General features: G+C 47.3%; 11 protein-coding genes, 13 tRNA genes and 4 rRNA genes. 26 read left to right on the top strand and 2 right to left on the bottom strand.

The window, feature by feature from the left end:
* Positions 1 to 38: 38 nt before the first annotated feature.
* A complete protein-coding gene (locus tag F4V51_RS25420; RefSeq protein WP_153980053.1) occupies positions 39 to 656 on the top strand; it encodes a KinB-signaling pathway activation protein in 618 nt (205 codons plus the stop codon).
* 143 nt (positions 657 to 799) lie between these two features.
* On the opposite strand, the gene pdaB is transcribed toward F4V51_RS25420, so the two are convergent.
* Positions 800 to 1,576 carry a polysaccharide deacetylase family sporulation protein PdaB gene (pdaB, locus tag F4V51_RS25415; RefSeq protein ID WP_110756607.1) on the bottom strand — a complete coding sequence of 259 codons (777 nt, stop codon included), beginning with the start codon at positions 1,574 to 1,576 and terminating at the stop codon, positions 800 to 802.
* A 121-nt stretch (positions 1,577 to 1,697) separates the two neighbouring features.
* On the opposite strand from pdaB, the gene F4V51_RS25410 reads away from it, so the two are divergent.
* The 19 genes from F4V51_RS25410 to F4V51_RS25320 all read left to right on the top strand — a co-directional run bounded on the left by F4V51_RS25410 (position 1,698) and on the right by F4V51_RS25320 (position 9,490).
* Positions 1,698 to 2,315 (top strand): stage II sporulation protein M, encoded by a 618-nt coding sequence (locus F4V51_RS25410; protein ID WP_153980052.1) that lies wholly within the window; start codon positions 1,698 to 1,700, stop codon positions 2,313 to 2,315.
* A 206-nt stretch (positions 2,316 to 2,521) separates the two neighbouring features.
* Positions 2,522 to 2,752, top strand: a complete 231-nt coding sequence (locus tag F4V51_RS25405) for a hypothetical protein (protein WP_095293396.1) — start codon at positions 2,522 to 2,524, stop codon at positions 2,750 to 2,752.
* Positions 2,753 to 3,255: 503 nt separating this feature from the next.
* Positions 3,256 to 4,807 (top strand): 16S ribosomal RNA (locus tag F4V51_RS25400).
* A gap of 106 nt (positions 4,808 to 4,913) precedes the next feature.
* Positions 4,914 to 5,030 (top strand): 5S ribosomal RNA (gene rrf / locus F4V51_RS25395).
* Positions 5,031 to 5,062: 32 nt separating this feature from the next.
* Positions 5,063 to 5,139, top strand: a tRNA-Ile gene (locus F4V51_RS25390).
* 23 nt (positions 5,140 to 5,162) lie between these two features.
* Positions 5,163 to 5,238: transfer RNA gene (locus F4V51_RS25385), tRNA-Ala, on the top strand.
* A gap of 135 nt (positions 5,239 to 5,373) precedes the next feature.
* Positions 5,374 to 8,298 (top strand): 23S ribosomal RNA (locus F4V51_RS25380).
* A 76-nt stretch (positions 8,299 to 8,374) separates the two neighbouring features.
* Positions 8,375 to 8,491 (top strand): 5S ribosomal RNA (gene rrf / locus F4V51_RS25375).
* The 16S, 23S and 5S rRNA genes sit together here with 13 tRNA genes alongside, the layout of an rRNA operon.
* Before the next feature lie 84 nt (positions 8,492 to 8,575).
* Positions 8,576 to 8,651, top strand: a tRNA-Asn gene (locus F4V51_RS25370).
* Positions 8,652 to 8,654: 3 nt separating this feature from the next.
* Positions 8,655 to 8,727: transfer RNA gene (locus F4V51_RS25365), tRNA-Thr, on the top strand.
* Between the two features lie 10 nt (positions 8,728 to 8,737).
* Positions 8,738 to 8,809, top strand: a tRNA-Glu gene (locus F4V51_RS25360).
* A 6-nt stretch (positions 8,810 to 8,815) separates the two neighbouring features.
* Positions 8,816 to 8,891 (top strand) — tRNA-Val (locus F4V51_RS25355).
* Between the two features lie 10 nt (positions 8,892 to 8,901).
* A tRNA-Gln gene (locus tag F4V51_RS25350) sits at positions 8,902 to 8,976 on the top strand.
* Between the two features lie 8 nt (positions 8,977 to 8,984).
* Positions 8,985 to 9,057, top strand: a tRNA-Lys gene (locus tag F4V51_RS25345).
* A 10-nt stretch (positions 9,058 to 9,067) separates the two neighbouring features.
* Positions 9,068 to 9,148 (top strand) — tRNA-Leu (locus tag F4V51_RS25340).
* A 10-nt stretch (positions 9,149 to 9,158) separates the two neighbouring features.
* A tRNA-Gly gene (locus tag F4V51_RS25335) sits at positions 9,159 to 9,233 on the top strand.
* An 8-nt stretch (positions 9,234 to 9,241) separates the two neighbouring features.
* A tRNA-Arg gene (locus tag F4V51_RS25330) sits at positions 9,242 to 9,318 on the top strand.
* A 15-nt stretch (positions 9,319 to 9,333) separates the two neighbouring features.
* A tRNA-Pro gene (locus tag F4V51_RS25325) sits at positions 9,334 to 9,407 on the top strand.
* 12 nt (positions 9,408 to 9,419) lie between these two features.
* Positions 9,420 to 9,490: transfer RNA gene (locus F4V51_RS25320), tRNA-Gly, on the top strand.
* A 218-nt stretch (positions 9,491 to 9,708) separates the two neighbouring features.
* Here F4V51_RS25320 and F4V51_RS25315 read toward each other — a convergent pair.
* A complete protein-coding gene (locus tag F4V51_RS25315) occupies positions 9,709 to 9,990 on the bottom strand; it encodes a WGxxGxxG family protein (RefSeq protein ID WP_153980051.1) in 282 nt (93 codons plus the stop codon).
* A gap of 763 nt (positions 9,991 to 10,753) precedes the next feature.
* Here F4V51_RS25315 and ppc point away from each other — a divergent pair.
* The 6 genes from ppc (at position 10,754) to glmM (ending at position 19,288) form a co-directional block, all read left to right on the top strand.
* Positions 10,754 to 13,546: a phosphoenolpyruvate carboxylase gene (gene ppc, locus F4V51_RS25310; protein ID WP_153980050.1), complete on the top strand. Its 2,793-nt coding sequence runs from the start codon at positions 10,754 to 10,756 to the stop codon at positions 13,544 to 13,546.
* A gap of 259 nt (positions 13,547 to 13,805) precedes the next feature.
* Entirely contained in the window at positions 13,806 to 14,372 is a 567-nt protein-coding gene (gene sigW, locus F4V51_RS25305) for an RNA polymerase sigma factor SigW (protein ID WP_153980049.1), read from the top strand.
* A 133-nt stretch (positions 14,373 to 14,505) separates the two neighbouring features.
* Positions 14,506 to 15,120, top strand: coding sequence for a zf-HC2 domain-containing protein (locus F4V51_RS25300; RefSeq protein ID WP_153980048.1), 615 nt, complete (start codon positions 14,506 to 14,508; stop codon positions 15,118 to 15,120).
* A 428-nt stretch (positions 15,121 to 15,548) separates the two neighbouring features.
* On the top strand, positions 15,549 to 16,382 hold the full coding sequence (cdaA, locus tag F4V51_RS25295; protein ID WP_095292238.1) for a diadenylate cyclase CdaA: 834 nt from the start codon (positions 15,549 to 15,551) through the stop codon (positions 16,380 to 16,382).
* Positions 16,382 to 17,878 (top strand): CdaR family protein, encoded by a 1,497-nt coding sequence (locus tag F4V51_RS25290; protein ID WP_153980047.1) that lies wholly within the window; start codon positions 16,382 to 16,384, stop codon positions 17,876 to 17,878. Before cdaA ends, F4V51_RS25290 begins: the two co-directional genes overlap by 1 nt.
* A gap of 69 nt (positions 17,879 to 17,947) precedes the next feature.
* Positions 17,948 to 19,288: a phosphoglucosamine mutase gene (gene glmM / locus F4V51_RS25285; protein WP_095361678.1), complete on the top strand. Its 1,341-nt coding sequence runs from the start codon at positions 17,948 to 17,950 to the stop codon at positions 19,286 to 19,288.
* The last annotated feature ends 274 nt before the right edge of the window (positions 19,289 to 19,562 follow it).

Below are 19,562 nucleotides of genomic sequence, written 5' to 3'. Positions count from 1 at the left end.
GAAGGTTGGTAAAATAAACTCTCGGGGGTGGAAAACATTTGAATTTACGTAAATGGTTTTTCCTATTTTGGACAGCCTTACTTATCGGAGCAGCCGGATCGCTAGTAACAGGTCTCATTATGATGCTGGTGAACGGAGAAAGAACGAACGGAATTATCGATTTTCTGCTGTATCTCCTGATTTTATTTGGATCAGGGGTGATGATTAGTGTGTATTCTCAGATGGGTTTTTTCGCTTACTTGATACTGAATTATATGGGCAAAGGTGTATTTCCAAAAAGCGGCTGGCAGATCGTTCAGCTTGTTTTAACCGTGCTGGCTTTACTTGACGTCATGTTTTTGCGTTTGTTCGTTGGAGGCGGACGAGAGCGTCTGTCCGATATCGTACTTGGAATCATTATTTTGGCAGCCGCAATTGTTACCGCTTACGTGAAAGTGAAAAAGACACATATTTCGGCAATGGTCCCAACGCTCTTTTTCATGATTGCAGTAACCGTGGTGGAGACGATCGGTGTGCTCCGAATCGATGTAAATGCCGCTACCACCTTTATTGTGGTCCCGTTACTGGCATGTAATGCATATCAAATGCTAATATTACATAAGCTGGTGGATGGTTCTGCAGAGCAGGCCGTGAGCGGGAGAACGGAGCAAGCATAAGAAGGACGGCTATTCTGGATCTTTTAATAAAACGCGAAAAAGAGCTAACCTGGTTAGCTCTTTTCATTTATCTCTGCCAATATGATATTTAACCTTCAGAATGGAATATACAGCCTATAGTATAACCGTATATCTTGTGAGTTCTATTGAGCACTGGCTTGATCCCGGACTTCTGTACCTTTGGCACTGGAATGATTCAGCAGTTCGGAGACGGTTACGAATTCATATCCCTGGTTTCTTAATTTATCGATAATGACGGGCAGTGCTTCATGAGTTTGTTTGGAAGAATCACTCGCATGTAGAAGTACGATATCTCCAGGGTGCGCTTTGCTGACTACCCGATCTACGATGGTTTGTACACCTGGATTCTTCCAATCCTGTGAGTCGGTATCCCATTGAACGACCTGGTAGTTAAGACTGCTGGCTACTTGAAGTACGCGCTTGTCAAAATCCCCATTGGGCAGACGAAGCAGATTCGGTTCTTTTCCCGTTAAATCGGTTAAAATGCTATGAGCTGTCGAAATTTCCTTGCGAATTTCCTCTTCGGTCATGCTGCTGTAATTATCGTGCTTATGTCCGTGGCTGCCAATTTCGTATCCCGCTTCCTTGATGGAGGTTACAATCTCGGGGTGTGTCTTGCTCCAGGGGGAGGATAAGAAGAAGGTAGCCTTCTCCACTTTGTTATCCTGCAGCACTTTAAGGATTGGTTCCGTGCGCTTATCGCCCCAGCTAATATCAAATGTAAGTGCAATTACTTTTTTCTCTGTTGGTACGTTGTAGACAGCCGACGGTGCATCCTCCGAGAATACTGAAACATTGCCGCTTTCCAGATAAATAATCCCGATAGCAAAGACGGCAGCAGCCAGCACAATCAGGAAACGTTTAATCTTTTTGCCGCTAAATACATAGAACGAGTTCATTTCAATAAGCGCCCCTCTCCCATAAGAAATGCTTGTTTACTCTCCAATGTATGCTCGTACAGCGCAGTTATTCGCATGAGAAATTTGTTTGTCCATCAACTTCAGTCATTAGGAGGTTACCATGTTAAAATTCAGTACATTTCTAAGGGATCTGGGATCCATTCGTAACGCATTAATCTGGTCGGTCATATTGTTTGTTGCAGGGATAGGAGCTGGATGGGTAAGTACAGGGCCGCTGCAGGACATATTAATGAACCAGATAGGCGGACTTCAAGAAGTAAGCAGACAGCTCGAACAGAGCGGAAATGTGCAATGGAATTTCTTTATCTTTATCTTTTTTAATAATGCCATCAAAAGTGTACTCGTGATCTATGCAGGAATTTTCTTTGGCATATTGCCTGTTATCTTTTTAGTAATTAACGGAATGGTTATCGGTTTCCTAGTGCATATCACCACAGATAATGGGGCCAGCTTTTTTGATATCGTGGTAAAGGGGCTTTTACCGCACGGAATTATAGAAATTCCCGTTATTATCATTGCCTGTGCTTTTGGTCTCAAGTTTGGGGGACTGGCATCCAGAAGCCTTATTGAACTTGGAAGTGCTAAACGTCAGGGGTTAGGAAAACAGTGGGGGACTTTTTTGAAGAGGACGTTAACGGCGTCGTGCTGGGTCATTATCCTGCTGTTTATTGCAGCCATTATCGAAAGTACGATTACCTTCAGTATTGTGCGTGGATAAATTTGTATGGAATGACATTCATAAATTTTCAGAAAGTTGACCATAACAATAAAACGGGTTTCAGCAATCCCTTAGGTAAGAGAATTTATAACCCATAGGGGCTGGAATCGGCGCGTCTAATATAGCCCTGACTTTAGAGAGTGCAGGATTCAATATACAAATATAAAGGCGCGCCTTATCCATATGCAGAAAAAGGAGAACTCTTAATGCTGGGTATGCTGTTTAACGAGAAGGAATGTAAGGAACTCGATTATGTGTTACGTAAAGAGCTGGATGAGATGTTGTTTGACCTCAGTGATAATCGCCTCGACCAAGAGATCAAATACGCTATAGCGAGTAGATACAAAACAGTATTCCGCATGTATGCTCGATTCGCTCCGCCGAAGGAGCTGTCCAAATACGCAAGAAGTGGCAAACTCAAAAAGTCTAAACCGTAAGAAGCATGGTACAGAGCTTCAAACATGCAGTATTAATTGATGAGCGAGGTGCGGCCTACTGCAGCCAGAGCTGTACCTCTATAACTACCTAGGACGGAATCTATGAATGGAATAACATGAATGATATCAAATTGTCGAAAAAGGGTTGACCTATTGGTTTAGATATGATAAATTAATTTTCGTTCCTTTTTAGGACAAACCACTAAAACAAGTACCTAGCAGCAAAAGGAAAGAAAAACATTCCTGAAAAAAAGTACTTGCAAAGTGGAAGTGAACATGATATATTATAAAAGTCGCCGCTGAAAACGACGACAACATGAAAAACAGCAACGAACTGAATGTTTGATCTTTGAAAACTGAACAACGAGTGAGTAACGATCTTACTTTATAAGGTCGAAAAGCTGAGAAATCGGTACAAGTCATCTGACTGTATGATTTCGAAGCGAAAATGAGATTTTTAATCTCGTCAGATTCAAAATGAGCTAATCGCTCTTTTCAATACTTTATTGGAGAGTTTGATCCTGGCTCAGGACGAACGCTGGCGGCATGCCTAATACATGCAAGTCGAGCGGAGTTGATAGGAAGCTTGCTTCCTTGATGCTTAGCGGCGGACGGGTGAGTAACACGTAGGCAACCTGCCCTCAAGCTTGGGACAACTACCGGAAACGGTAGCTAATACCGAATACTTGCTTTCTTCGCCTGAAGGAAGCTGGAAAGACGGAGCAATCTGTCACTTGAGGATGGGCCTGCGGCGCATTAGCTAGTTGGTGAGGTAACGGCTTACCAAGGCGACGATGCGTAGCCGACCTGAGAGGGTGATCGGCCACACTGGGACTGAGACACGGCCCAGACTCCTACGGGAGGCAGCAGTAGGGAATCTTCCGCAATGGGCGAAAGCCTGACGGAGCAATGCCGCGTGAGTGATGAAGGTTTTCGGATCGTAAAGCTCTGTTGCCAGGGAAGAACGTCCTTGAGAGTAACTGCTCAAGGAGTGACGGTACCTGAGAAGAAAGCCCCGGCTAACTACGTGCCAGCAGCCGCGGTAATACGTAGGGGGCAAGCGTTGTCCGGAATTATTGGGCGTAAAGCGCGCGCAGGCGGTCATTTAAGTCTGGTGTTTAATCCCGGGGCTCAACCCCGGATCGCACTGGAAACTGGATGACTTGAGTGCAGAAGAGGAGAGTGGAATTCCACGTGTAGCGGTGAAATGCGTAGAGATGTGGAGGAACACCAGTGGCGAAGGCGACTCTCTGGGCTGTAACTGACGCTGAGGCGCGAAAGCGTGGGGAGCAAACAGGATTAGATACCCTGGTAGTCCACGCCGTAAACGATGAATGCTAGGTGTTAGGGGTTTCGATACCCTTGGTGCCGAAGTTAACACATTAAGCATTCCGCCTGGGGAGTACGGTCGCAAGACTGAAACTCAAAGGAATTGACGGGGACCCGCACAAGCAGTGGAGTATGTGGTTTAATTCGAAGCAACGCGAAGAACCTTACCAGGTCTTGACATCCCTCTGACCGTCCTAGAGATAGGGCTTTCCTTCGGGACAGAGGAGACAGGTGGTGCATGGTTGTCGTCAGCTCGTGTCGTGAGATGTTGGGTTAAGTCCCGCAACGAGCGCAACCCTTGATCTTAGTTGCCAGCATTTCGGATGGGCACTCTAAGGTGACTGCCGGTGACAAACCGGAGGAAGGTGGGGATGACGTCAAATCATCATGCCCCTTATGACCTGGGCTACACACGTACTACAATGGCCGGTACAACGGGCAGTGAAGCCGCGAGGTGGAACGAATCCTAAAAAGCCGGTCTCAGTTCGGATTGCAGGCTGCAACTCGCCTGCATGAAGTCGGAATTGCTAGTAATCGCGGATCAGCATGCCGCGGTGAATACGTTCCCGGGTCTTGTACACACCGCCCGTCACACCACGAGAGTTTATAACACCCGAAGTCGGTGGGGTAACCGCAAGGAGCCAGCCGCCGAAGGTGGGATAGATGATTGGGGTGAAGTCGTAACAAGGTAGCCGTATCGGAAGGTGCGGCTGGATCACCTCCTTTCTATGGAGAATCGTTTCCCGCAGCGGAAACATTCAAATCTAAAATCTAGCCAGGTCGGCTAGTTACTCACTCGTTGCTCAGTTTTGAGAGCTCAAACTCTCAAACGTTTGGTGGCGATAGCGAAGGGGTTCCACACGTTCCCATCCCGAACACGACCGTTAAGCCCTTCAGCGTCGATGGTACTTGGACCGCAGGGTCCTGGGAGAGTAGAACGCCGCCAAGCGTAAACCTTTTTGGGTTTCAATAATAATATACGGGCCCTTAGCTCAGTTGGTTAGAGCGCACCTCTGATAAGGGTGAGGTCGGTGGTTCGAGTCCACCAGGGCCCACCATTTACACTTTCATAATTTGATATGGGGCCATAGCTCAGCTGGGAGAGCGCCTGCCTTGCAAGCAGGAGGTCAGCGGTTCGATCCCGCTTGGCTCCACCAACAAGATTTCAAGCTTGTTCTTTGAAAACTAGATATCGAAACGAAAATTGCGAATTAGAACATTCCTTTTAGCTGAACTTGTGTTAAACAAGTTTCAAATATTAGCGAAAACTGCATTGCTCATCATGAGCATTTGGTTAAGCTACTAAGAGCACACGGAGGATGCCTAGGCGCTAGGAGCCGATGAAGGACGTGGCGAACAACGATACTGCCTCGGGGAGCTGTAAGCAAGCTTTGATCCGGGGATGTCCGAATGGGGAAACCCAGCTGGGGTAATATCCAGTTACTCACAACTGAATACATAGGTTGTGTAGAGGCATACCAGGGGAACTGAAACATCTAAGTACCTTGAGGAAGAGAAAACAATAGTGATTCCGTCAGTAGCGGCGAGCGAACGCGGAACAGCCCAAACCAGAGAGCTTGCTCTCTGGGGTTGTGGGACGTCTCACATGGAGTTACAAAGGAACCGGTTAAACGAAGAGGTCTGGAAAGGCCCGCCAAAGAAGGTAAAAGCCCTGTAATTGAAAGTTGGTTCCCTCCGAGACGGATCCCGAGTAGTGCGGGGCACGTGAAACCCCGTATGAATCCGGCAGGACCATCTGCCAAGGCTAAATACTTCCTAGCGACCGATAGTGAAGCAGTACCGTGAGGGAAAGGTGAAAAGCACCCCGGAAGGGGAGTGAAATAGAACCTGAAACCGTGTGCTTACAAGAAGTCAGAGCCCATTTTAGGGGTGATGGCGTGCCTTTTGTAGAATGAACCGGCGAGTTACGTTCCCGTGCAAGGTTAAGGTGAAGAGCCGGAGCCGCAGCGAAAGCGAGTCTGAATAGGGCGAGTTAGTACGTGGACGTAGACCCGAAACCGGGTGATCTACCCCTGTCCAGGGTGAAGGTGCGGTAACACGCACTGGAGGCCCGAACCCACGCACGTTGAAAAGTGCGGGGATGAGGTGGGGGTAGCGGAGAAATTCCAATCGAACTCGGAGATAGCTGGTTCTCCCCGAAATAGCTTTAGGGCTAGCCTCGGAAAACAGAGTCGTGGAGGTAGAGCACTGATTGGGTGCGGGGCCCGCAAGGGTTACCAAGCTCAGTCAAACTCCGAATGCCATAGACTTACTTCCGGGAGTCAGACAGTGAGTGCTAAGATCCATTGTCAAAAGGGAAACAGCCCAGACCATCAGCTAAGGTCCCCAAGTGTGTGTTAAGTGGGAAAGGATGTGGAGTTGCACAGACAACCAGGATGTTGGCTTAGAAGCAGCCACCATTGAAAGAGTGCGTAATAGCTCACTGGTCGAGTGACTCTGCGCCGAAAATGTAACGGGGCTAAACACACCACCGAAGCTATGGCTTGATGCTTTGCATCAGGGGTAGGGGAGCGTTGTATAAGGGTTGAAGGTGTACCGTAAGGAGCGCTGGACATTATACAAGTGAGAATGCCGGTATGAGTAACGAAAAGATCAGTGAGAATCTGATCCGCCGAAAGCCTAAGGGTTCCTGAGGAAGGCTCGTCCGCTCAGGGTAAGTCGGGACCTAAGGCGAGGCCGAAAGGCGTAGTCGAAGGACAACAGGTCGAAATTCCTGTACCACCGTAAATCGTTACGAGCGATGGGGGGACGCAGTAGGGTAGTGACGCAGGCTGATGGATGCCTGTCCAAGCAGTAAGGCTGATGTGTAGGCAAATCCGCACATCTAAGGCTGAGCTGTGATGGGGAGTGAAAATTACAGTAGCGAAGGTCATGATCTCACACTGCCAAGAAAAGCCTCTAGCCAGATGAAGGTGCCCGTACCGCAAACCGACACAGGTAGGCGAGAAGAGAATTCTAAGGCGCGCGGAAGAACTCTCGTTAAGGAACTCGGCAAAATGACCCCGTAACTTCGGGAGAAGGGGTGCCCCGGTAGTGTGAATAGCACGAGGGGGCCGCAGTGAAAAGGCCCAAGCGACTGTTTAGCAAAAACACAGGTCTGTGCGAAGCCGTAAGGCGAAGTATACGGGCTGACGCCTGCCCGGTGCTGGAAGGTTAAGGGGAGCGGTTAGGAGTAATCCGAAGCTGTGAACCGAAGCCCCAGTAAACGGCGGCCGTAACTATAACGGTCCTAAGGTAGCGAAATTCCTTGTCAGGTAAATTCTGACCCGCACGAATGGCGTAACGACTTGGGCGCTGTCTCAACGAGAGATCCGGTGAAATTTTAATACCTGTGAAGATGCAGGTTACCCGCGACAAGACGGAAAGACCCCATGGAGCTTTACTGCAGCTTGATATTGAATTTGGGTACGATCTGTACAGGATAGGTGGGAGCCTTTGAAGCATGAGCGCCAGCTTGTGTGGAGGCACCGTTGGGATACCACCCTGATCGTATCTAGGTTCTAACCTGGTGCCCTTAGCGGGTACGGGGACAGTGTCAGGTGGGCAGTTTGACTGGGGCGGTCGCCTCCTAAAGAGTAACGGAGGCGCCCAAAGGTTCCCTCAGAATGGTTGGAAATCATTCGAAGAGTGCAAAGGCATAAGGGAGCTTGACTGCGAGACCTACAAGTCGAGCAGGGACGAAAGTCGGGCTTAGTGATCCGGTGGTACCGCATGGAAGGGCCATCGCTCAACGGATAAAAGCTACCCTGGGGATAACAGGCTTATCTCCCCCAAGAGTCCACATCGACGGGGAGGTTTGGCACCTCGATGTCGGCTCATCGCATCCTGGGGCTGAAGTAGGTCCCAAGGGTTGGGCTGTTCGCCCATTAAAGCGGTACGCGAGCTGGGTTCAGAACGTCGTGAGACAGTTCGGTCCCTATCTGTCGTGGGCGTAGGAAATTTGAGAGGAGCTGTCCTTAGTACGAGAGGACCGGGATGGACGTACCGCTGGTGTACCAGTTGTTCCGCCAGGAGCACCGCTGGGTAGCTATGTACGGACGGGATAAGCGCTGAAAGCATCTAAGCGTGAAGCCCCCCTCAAGATGAGATTTCCCAGTATGTAAGACCCCTTGAAGACGACGAGGTAGATAGGCTGGGGGTGGAAGTGCAGTAATGCATGGAGCTGACCAGTACTAATCGGTCGAGGGCTTATCCACATTGCAGGTTTTAAGTCGCAAATTTCGTTTCGGATCTAGTTTTCAGAGAATAATCTCTGAATGTATAGCAGCATCGTTTGGTGGCGATGGCGGAGGGGTTCCACACGTACCCATCCCGAACACGACCGTTAAGCCCTCTAGCGCCGATGGTACTTGGACCGAAGGGTCCTGGGAGAGTAGGACGCTGCCAAGCGAACTCTTTCATCTTACATAGAAAACAGGCTCTGCATGTTAGCGTTGTACGATGAATTGCATTTGCCCTGCAAATGCATATTATTCCCTGATAGCTCAGTTGGTAGAGCACTCGACTGTTAATCGAGTTGTCACAGGTTCGAGTCCTGTTCGGGGAGCCATTTGCTCTCATAGCTCAGTAGGTAGAGTGCATCCATGGTAAGGATGAGGTCACCGGTTCGATCCCGGTTGAGAGCTTTGGAAATGGGGCCCGTTGGTCAAGGGGTTAAGACACCTCCCTTTCACGGAGGTAACAGGGGTTCGAATCCCCTACGGGTCATAGGATGGAGGCTTAGCTCAGCTGGGAGAGCATCTGCCTTACAAGCAGAGGGTCGGGGGTTCGAGCCCCTCAGCCTCCACCATCTTTATTATTGGGGATTAGCCAAGCGGTAAGGCAACGGACTTTGACTCCGTCATGCATAGGTTCAAATCCTATATCCCCAGCCATTTATTAAGAGCCATTAGCTCAGTTGGTAGAGCACCTGACTTTTAATCAGGGTGTCGAAGGTTCGAGCCCTTCATGGCTCACTTGTTATATGCGCGTGTGGCGGAATTGGCAGACGCACTAGACTTAGGATCTAGCGTCTTTGACGTGGGGGTTCAAGTCCCTCCACGCGCATCCTTTATAAGCGGACGTGGCTCAGCGGTAGAGCATCGCCTTGCCAAGGCGAGGGTCGCGGGTTCGATTCCCGTCGTCCGCTCCAATATATATGCGCCCTTAGCTCAGCTGGATAGAGCGTTTGACTACGAATCAAAAGGCCGGGAGTTCGAATCTCTCAGGGCGCGCCATTATTTCATCAATATCGGGATGTAGCTCAGCTTGGTAGAGCACCTGGTTTGGGACCAGGGGGTCGCATGTTCAAATCGTGTCATCCCGATTTTATGATTACGCGGGTGTAGTTCAATGGTAGAACTTTAGCCTTCCAAGCTAATAGCGTGGGTTCGATTCCCATCACCCGCTTATAGGATTTTAAGAGCAGTCTCTACATGATGTAGAGGCTGCTTTTTCTATACGACAACGCTTAGGGAAATGTATAAAAAACGTAAGAAGAAGCCAAGGCCTTCATGTGTAGAAGGTCTTGGCTTCTTGTACTCTGTACGTCACTTCATTCATCCTACAAGACAGCCTAAAAGGGCTTCTAAACACTTTAGTTGCATTTAGGAACCTTCGTATAGCTATTAACGTTCGTGACGGTCAGAAACTTTTCTACGCATACCTGCTAAGCCGAGAAGTCCGAGCAAACCGAGCCAGCCCCAGTCCATATCATTGTCTCGGTCAGTCGCAGCATTTGCACGAACATTGTTCGTACGGTAGTCACCCGTGTTGTAGTTTGTGCTGTTCATTTGTGTTCCACGGTTTTGATCCATACCTTGGGTTGCAGTACCATTCGCCGCGGCAGGACCAGCCAATGCTGCCACCAGAAGTGTAGAAGCAATAAGTGTAGATACCTTTTTCTTCATCAGATGTCGCCTCCTTTTTGTTTGAACTATATCTAATCTGCCTTTTACTAAATGAAATTATGTAAATGTTCTTACGTTAAAATATCCCTCTGGCATAAGTGATCATGCGGTATAAAAAAGCCCACCAATATTAGCTAGCCAAAGAATCGATTTACCCTCAAACCTTTGGAAATCCAGAATGAACTTTAATGAAGAATCATTTAAAACAGCTTAAAGAATCTATATTGATCATTGAAACGCATTTAAGCACATAATTAGGCATCAAAATTGGCATGGTTTCATCATAAATCATCTTCGCTTAAAGCCTCTAACTTGTTGTTTACATAAGGGGAGATACCAAATGATAATAATTTTTAAATTGACACTTTAATTTATTACATCACTGTGGTAAAGTATACAAAAGCTTGCTTTGCCGGTCATGTTTTTGCATGGGGATTGAACTGCATAAATCATGGAAATGATATTATACTCTTTTGTATGAGTATATTTAACGCTGCTGTATATTTATAAATTATAACGAATATGTATAAGATATTTGTTTATATAGAGTATGTGAAAAAGGTATCATGCGACAAGCTTTTGCTCATTAAATGAAGCAAATTAAGAAAATGAATAATAAAGTGCGTTTTTGTGCGGAAAATCGGGGATAATCCCCTTTTTTACTAATAGAAAAATAAAGATTTTCGTACCATTTTATTGTATGATGTTATGAAGGTGTCAAATTTACGTGTACGAATGTGAACGATCAGATGGGAGGATAAGCATGACTGAAACTATGGTAACCGCCAGCAAAAGCCAATCTAACAACCTGCTCCGGCGAGACGTGCGGTTCCTGGGCAATATACTCGGAGAAGTTCTTGTCCATCAAGGGGGCACGGAGCTTCTCGATATCGTTGAGAAAATTCGGGAAACGAGCAAATCGTTGCGTGCAGAATTTTTGCCTGAACTGTATACAGAGTTCAAAACGATGATCCAGGAATTAGATTCTGAAAATCGTCACCAGGTCATTCGAGCTTTTGCAATTTATTTTCAATTAGTTAATATTGCTGAACAAAACCATCGGATCCGGCGTAAACGGGATTATGAACGATCTGCAGGGGATGCAGTACAGCCTGGTTCGATCGAGAAGGCCGTACAGGATCTGAAGGAGCGCGGATTGTCTCATACCGAAGTCGAGCAGATTCTGGACGAATTGTCGCTGGAACTGGTTATGACAGCTCACCCAACCGAGGCTATGCGCCGGGTTATTTTGGATATCCACAAACGGATATCTGAAGATGTCATGCTGCTTGATAATCCTACGCTGACGTTGCGTGAACGTGAACAATTGCGGGAGAAACTGCTTAACGAAGTTATTACACTCTGGCAAACAGATGAGCTTCGCGACCGCAAACCGACTGTACTGGATGAGGTACGGAACGGAATGTATTATTTTCACGAAACGTTGTTCCACGTACTTCCGGATGTATATCAGGAGCTTGAACGCTGCCTGAATAAATTTTATCCTGACCACGACTGGCATGTGCCGACGTATTTGCGCTTCGGTTCCTGGATCGGTGGAGACCGGGACGGAAATCCTTCGGTAACTTCAGATGTAACGTGGCAGACGCTGTTGATGCAGCGCAAGCTCGCTTTGCGTGAATATCAGCGGATTATGATTGAGCTCATGGGGCATCTCAGCTTCAGTACGAACATCATCCACGTGTCGGATGAATTGGCTCAATCCATTGAGCAGGACCGCAGCTGTGTCACTTTGAAAAAAGTAGACATTTGGCGTAATGAGAAAGAACCTTATCGGATCAAACTGGCATACATGATTGCCAAAATGAATAATGTACTTGATGAAAATAAAGTCGGACAGCCGGACCGTTATGACAGCGCTCAGGAATTGATCGATGATCTGATGATTATTGACCGCAGCCTGCGCCATCATTTTGCAGATTATGTAGCGGATACGACGGTTCGCAAAATGATTCGCCAAGTGGAGCTTTTCGGATTCCACACGGCTGCGCTGGATGTTCGTCAGCATAGTCAGGAACATGAGAATGCGATGGCCGAAATTTTGGCGAAGATGAACATTGTTGAAGATTATGCTCGTCTGACAGAGGACGGTAAAATTGATTTGCTGGCTCGCCTGCTCGAGGATCCACGTCCATTGACTTCTCCATATCACCAGTACAGTGAGGGAACAAAAGAATGTCTGGATGTATTCCGTACAATCAAACGTGCACAGAGCGAGTTTGGTACAGGATGTATTACAAGTTATCTGATCAGTATGACGCAGGGAGCAAGTGATCTGCTGGAAGTCATGGTATTTGCCAAGGAAGTAGGATTGTTCCGTAAAGGACAGGGCGGAGAGATTATTTCGACACTTCAGGCTGTGCCACTGTTTGAAACGATTGATGACCTTCATGCAGCTTCTGACATCATGCAAAAGCTCTTCAATCTTCCGGTATACCGCGCAAGCGTAGCTGCCCGGAATGAGCTGCATGAAATCATGCTTGGTTATTCAGACAGCAACAAGGATGGCGGAGTGGTAACGGCTAACTGGGAGCTTCGGGTAGCCATGAACGCCATTACTGCTGTAGGTAATAAGCATGGCGTCAAGCTGAAGTTCTTCCATGGTCGTGGCGGTGCATTGGGACGTGGAGGTATGCCGCTTAACCGCAGTATTCTTGCACAACCACCTCATACCATTGGTGGGGGAATCAAGATTACCGAGCAGGGCGAAGTCATCTCATCCCGATATTCCCTTCAAGGTATTGCTTACCGCAGTCTGGAGCAGGCGACATCGGCATTGCTCACAGCTGCCCTGAACGGAATGGAGCCGCAAGAATCAGTCTCTGAACAACACTGGGATAGCATCATCAAGGATATTTCCGAGGTATCTCTCACGAAGTATCAAGATTTGATCTTCCGTGATCCGGACTTCTTCAAATTCTTCAAGGAATCAACACCGCTGCCGGAGGTCGGAGAGCTCAACATTGGTTCAAGACCATCCAAACGGAAAAACAGTGATAAATTCGAAGACCTGAGAGCAATTCCATGGGTATTTGCCTGGACTCAAAGCCGCTATCTTCTCCCTGCATGGTATGCAGCTGGAACAGGATTGCAAAGCTACTACCAGAATAAAGAGGAAAATTTGGCTGTCCTCAAAGACATGTATGCCAACTTCCCATTCTTCCGTACACTTATTGATACGGTACAGATGGCTATTGCCAAGGCAGATCTTGTAATTGCCAAAGAATATTCCGCAATGGCCTCCAATGAGGAAGCGCGTGATCGTATCTATGGTCAGATTGAGTCTGAATTCAAACTGACAAAAGAGCTGATTCTGAAAATTACCGGAGAAGAAGAGATTTTGGATGATGTACCGGTAATTCAGGAATCGATTCGTTTGCGTAATCCTTACGTTGATCCATTGTCCTATATGCAGGTGCAGCTACTTAGCGAGCTGAGAGACATGCGTGAGCGCGGGGAAGATGATACCGAATTGCTGCGTGAAGTGCTGCTGACGATTAACGGTATTGCTGCAGGACTTCGCAATACAGGCTGATGCATTACCTGGCCCATATGATTCATGTAGTGAATAGTTAATGGAATTGGATATTAAAATGCACGGTTCTCTCCGCAGTCTTGTGTGAGAGATGAAACGGGACTCCAGTAGGAGTTCCCGTTTTTACTGTTTTTGGTGGATATTTTCCGGCACAGTCTTGATTTTTGACCAAAGTTGATTTACGATTTGATTGGTGAATTACAAGTGTGGACGGGTATCAGAAGGCGGAAGACCCATCAGCATGTCTGGGGGAATAAAGGTGGACAATTTGGAGAACAGGCTGGTTAAGCTGGTCCTAAAGGGTGATCAGCGGGCCTTTGCAGAAATCGTAGAACTATACAAGGACAAGCTATTTCATTTGGCATACCGGATGCTGAACAATCGTCATGAAGCTGAAGACGTTGTACAGGAGACGTTTTTGCGTGTGTTTCGTAATATGGAGAAATATGATCCGAATCAGAAGTTTTCAACCTGGATTTACCGGATTGCAACCAACTTGTGTATCGACCGTTTACGGAGAAAGAAACCATCTTACTCTTTGGATGCCGAGTTGAATGATCAGGAAGGATCCGATGGTTATTCCATGCTTCCGAGTGATGATCGTACACCAGAGAGCGAAGCACTATTGTCAGAAACACAGACACTCATTCGTGAGGCTATAGACAGTCTGCCGGCCAAGTATAAGTCCGTCATGATTTTGAGATATTTACAGGACTTGTCGCTGCAGGAAATTAGTGATGTCACAGGCATGCCCGTAACAACGATCAAAACACGTGTGCACCGGGGCCGTGACTTTTTGCGTAAAAAACTGGAATATAAGCTGTAAATCCATTTCAATTTTTTTAGGCGAAATTATTTGAAACATATCCGAAACGGATGCGTATGTAATGTATGCAAGTCTTATGCGTTGTATTTGAAGATGCATGGACTAAGTGATCTAAGAAAGGATTGGCTCTCATATGGATTGCAACTCGGCCGTCTCTTTAATGCATGAATGTTTGGATGAGTCGTTGTCCCCGGCCCAGAAGGTAGAACTGAAAGGTCACCTTGTTACCTGTCCGGAGTGTCGCATGCGCTTTAAAGAGTTGGAACAGACGGAAATGCTGCTCTTTGCCATGAAACATTATTCACCGTCTGCCTCGGATGAGCTGACCAATCGTATTATGAATGCTCTGCCACAGCCCAAGAGACAACAGGTATGGCTCAAATGGGTCAAAGGACATCCCGGGCTGACGGCGGCAGCCTTCTTTTTGGTCGTGATGCTCTTTAGCGCTTGGAGCTTCTGGGATCAGAATAACGAAATGGTCGTGAAGGGGAATAATCTGGACCAGATCGTCATTGAAGGAAACACGGTAATTGTTCCTCAAGGCAAGTCAATTGCGGGCGATCTTACGATAGAGAATGGTACCGCCCAGGTATATGGTGATGTAGATGGCAATCTGACGGTGATCGACGGACAACTGTATCAAGCTTCGACGGCGCATATTTCCGGTCAGGTGAAAAGCATTGATCAGGCGCTGGACTGGTTCTGGTACAAAATAACCAATATGGTGAATGAAGTGGCTTACCGCTAGCACAGGGTGAATTCTTCAATGGTATATACCAAGCAGGGTACCTCCAGTTTGCATGGGGTACTCTTTTTTTATTGGTGAGATTGTAATTTATGGTATTTGTGTTGTTTCTGCGCAGTTTGTGACTGCCGTAACTTGCAACCTGAACGTTATCGTTATAACCTAGATACTAAAGAGAACATACTACTACATATAGAAAAGCATTTTGCATCTATCCAAAGGCGGTCTTCCAAGCGGCAAGATATAGAATGAACTGGTTATATTCGTCTATACATTGTTGTACCGGGGAACACTCTTTCCCTCCAACTTATATGGCCGGAGGCTTGTCTGTGTCGGATGTGCAAAAGCTAAGACCAGGGATTACATAAAATCCTAATGGGTTAATATGAGATCAGGGTTTACTCATCAATGGGGATAGCGGGGGCTAGCTTATGAACTATTTTGCTGACTTAACGTGGAAAGAGTCCATTAAGGACGTTATCGATATATTGATTGTTACCTATATTATGTACAAACTGATTTTACTTGTACGGGGTACACGTGCAGTACAGCTGCTCAAGGGCATTCTGTTCCTTGTGGTGATCTGGGCACTAAGCACATGGCTAAACCTGTATACACTCAAATGGCTCATGAACCAGATGTTTACATTTGGTGTGGTAGCCGTCTTTATTATATTTCAACCGGAACTGCGCCGCGGTCTGGAGCAGCTGGGACGTGGTAAATTGTTCGGACGCTCCACAGCAGCCAGCGATGAAGAATTAACGGTGTTAATTGGCGAGATTATTAAGTCTGTGAATTATTTGTCCCGTCGTAAAATTGGTGCACTTGTGGTCTTCGAACGAGAAACGGGCCTGAACGATTACACCGAATCCGGAATTCAGATGCAATCGTTGGTTAGCTCGGAACTGATGATCAATATCTTTATCCCAAATACACCGCTCCATGATGGGGCTGTGATTATCCAAGGCAAACAGATCTCTGCAGCGGCATGTTATTTGCCTTTATCCGAGAATCCGTTTATTAGCAAGGAACTTGGAACACGCCACCGTGCCGCAATTGGTATTACGGAGGTAGCCGATGCAATCTGTCTGGTTGTCTCGGAGGAGACTGGACAAGTATCGCTGGCGATGAATGGACAGGTCGTTCGTGACATTAAGGAAGAGTCGCTGATTGCCAAGTTATATGAAGAGCTTCGTCCAACATCCAATTTAAATAAAAAGAATAACTGGACTTCTTTCTGGAAACGGAAGGGGGGAACGAAGTAATGGATAAATGGTTCAACAATAATAACTTTGCCAAAATCCTTGCGCTTGCAGTAAGTTTGCTGCTCTGGTTTATGATTCATCTGGATGAAGTTCCTACCACGCCAACGATTGCTACAGGTACAACCAACAAGGTAGTAGAGCGTACCGTACCTGTTCAGCCTTATGGCCTTGACAGCAACTCGTATGTGCTCACTTCATTAAGTACGGATGAGGTGCGACTGGAGATCAAAGGACAGCGTTCCATGTTAACTTCCATATTTACAAATGATGATTATAAGGTACTCGTTGACCTGAGCCAGGTCAAAGATGGCTCCAATACGCTGCCGCTCGTTCCCGATCTGCCTTCTGGCGTCGAGGTGGTTAGCATGGAGCCTTCCATGGTTACAGTCAATGTTGAAAAATTGGGCACCAAATCCTTCAATGTGAATATTGTACCCGAAGGAGATCCATCCGCTGGTTACAGCCTTGGGACGCCTGTCGTTGAGCCAACGGGTCCGGTTAAGGTAACTCTTCCCGAAGGGCAGTTGGACGCTGTAGCGAAGGTACAGGGCAGTGTGAGTGTGAAGGATGCAAAGGATGATGTAACGCAGAAAAGGGTGAAACTGCAGGCATATGATGCAGAAGGCAAAGTACTTGAAAATGCAGTCATTACGCCGCAGACCGTTGAAGTTCGCATTCCGGTTAATCAGCCCTATAAATCAGTACCCTTAAGAATCAAATATTCAGGACAGCTGCCGGAGGGATTGGTACTGTCCAGTGTGGAACCAAGCGTGAAAGAAGTCTCGGTTTACGGTACGGATGAGGCGCTTGCGGGTATACAGGCCTACGACCAAGTTACCTTGGATCTGACACAATTTGAAGAGGCAGGTACATCGACAGTTAACGTGGACTTGACGCCGCCTTCGGGTTTTGAGAAAATCGAGCCTAGTTCGATTCAGATGAAGGTTACTGTGTCACCTTATGATGAGACAGAGGAGACAACAAAGGTCTTTCCCAATGTCCCCATAACCATTACGGGTGTGGGGAACGGTTTGGAAGCTGCACTGGTCACGCCAAAGAGCGGTGGTGTAAATCTTACACTGAAGGGTTCTCCGAGTATGCTTGAAGGTCTGAGTGGCGAGGATATCAAGCTGACGGCAGATCTTCAGGGGCTTGCCGCCGGGACACATGATGTGAAGCTGGATGCTGAATTGCCTCGATTTGCTGAGCTGGATGGTACCTCTACTCCATTGAGCGCTACAGTCAAGATCAGTGAAAAAGCAGAGGATACGACGGTTCCCCCAAGCGAAGAGCCCACGGATGAAGGAAATGCCGGGCCTGAGCCTTCGCCTGCAGAAGTGGAGAACGGAGAAACGGATCCTGCACCTGATGAAGGGGAAACGACAGAATCGAATACGGAAAATCAGGAGCAGCAAACCCAGCAAGGTAATGCAACGAATAAAGGGAACTCGGGTAACAGCAGCGGTAGCGGCGGTACCAATGGCTCGAATCCGTAATGATTCAGATCGATTTGATAAAATAACTATTTGATGCTCTTATATGATGCGAATAAAAGGAGTTAGATCATGGGGAAATATTTTGGTACAGACGGTGTAAGAGGTGTTGCCAATAAAGAATTAACGGCGGAGCTGGCTTACAGCATCGGTCGATGTGGCGGTTACGTGCTTGCTGGCGGCGTAGAGAGACCCAAAGTGGTTATCGGGATGGATACCCGGATCTCGGGACTGATGCTGGAATCTGCGCTGGTTGCAGGTCTACTGTCCATCGGTGCAGATGTCATCCGTCTGGGCGTTGTATCCACTCCGGGAGTGGCCTATATTACTCGTTTGCTTAAAGCCGACGCAGGAGTCATGATTTCGGCTTCCCATAATCCGGTAGAAGATAACGGAATCAAGTTTTTTGGCGGAGACGGTTTCAAATTATCTGACGAGACGGAGAACCGGATCGAAGAACTGATGGATGCTGAAACGGATCAATTGCCACGTCCTGTTGGCGGCGGATTGGGTACCGTAACGGTAGATGAGCAATCGCGTTACAGTTATCTCGAATACCTGAAAACAACTGTAACCGAGTCGTTCTCTGGACTTAAAATTGTACTCGATTGTGCCAACGGAGCAGCTTATGAGCTTGCACCTAAATTGTTTGCAGAGCTTGGGGCGGAAGTCATTGCAATTGGTGCTGAGCCTAACGGCCTGAATATCAATGAGCAATGTGGTTCCACACACCCGGAGCATCTGAAGCAAGAAGTGCTTAAACATAAAGCGGATCTGGGTCTTGCTTTTGATGGAGATGCGGATCGTCTGATTGCTATTGATGAAACGGGCGCAGAGGTCGATGGAGACTTCATTCTGTGCATCTGTGGTGATGCGATGAATCGTGCGGGCAAGCTAAAAGACAGTACAGTGGTATCCACCGTCATGAGTAACATCGGATTTTATAAAGCGACGGAGAAGCTTGCACTGAAAACAGCTAAAACGGCTGTGGGCGACCGCTATGTGATGGAGGAGATGCGCCGCGGTGGGTATAATCTGGGTGGTGAGCAGTCCGGCCATGTTATTTTCCTGGATTACAATACAACCGGAGATGGCATGCTGACAGCTATTCAACTCGTGGATACCCTCAAAGCATCGGGTAAGAAGCTGAGTGATCTGAAATCACTAATGACTCAATACCCACAGGTTCTGGTCAACGTACGTGTGGAAGACAAGAGCAAATACGAAGGTAATGCTGCAATCGAGCAGGCTATTGCTACAGTAGAACAGCAGCTTGGTGATAATGGACGTGTTCTTGTTCGTGCGTCTGGTACAGAATCTCTGATTCGTGTCATGGCGGAAGGACCAGATAAAGGTGAACTGGAGCAGTTTGTATCCCAGATCGCAGACGTGGTGCAAAAGGAACTGGTTTAACACCTTAGATATACATTTTGTGTACACATTCCCACTGTGGGATGACCATCATAGAATGTTATAATAAAGGGTATATGCTTGAAGCAAGAACAGAAAACCCGCGTCCCGACTGGCAAGGCCTAAGGTCTGATAATCCGGTCGGGATTGTGGGTAAATATGCTGATTTGGTCACAGGTACTTTGCTCCATTGCAAAATGAACCTGACGTGCATATAATGAGTGGAGTCGTCATTCAGACACAGAAAGTGAGGATCGTAAGGTATTAGTTACACAAG

Source organism: Paenibacillus xylanilyticus, assembly GCF_009664365.1.
Classification (GTDB): Bacteria; Bacillota; Bacilli; order Paenibacillales; family Paenibacillaceae; genus Paenibacillus; species Paenibacillus xylanilyticus_A.
This window is presented reverse-complemented; position numbering and strand designations above follow the sequence as displayed.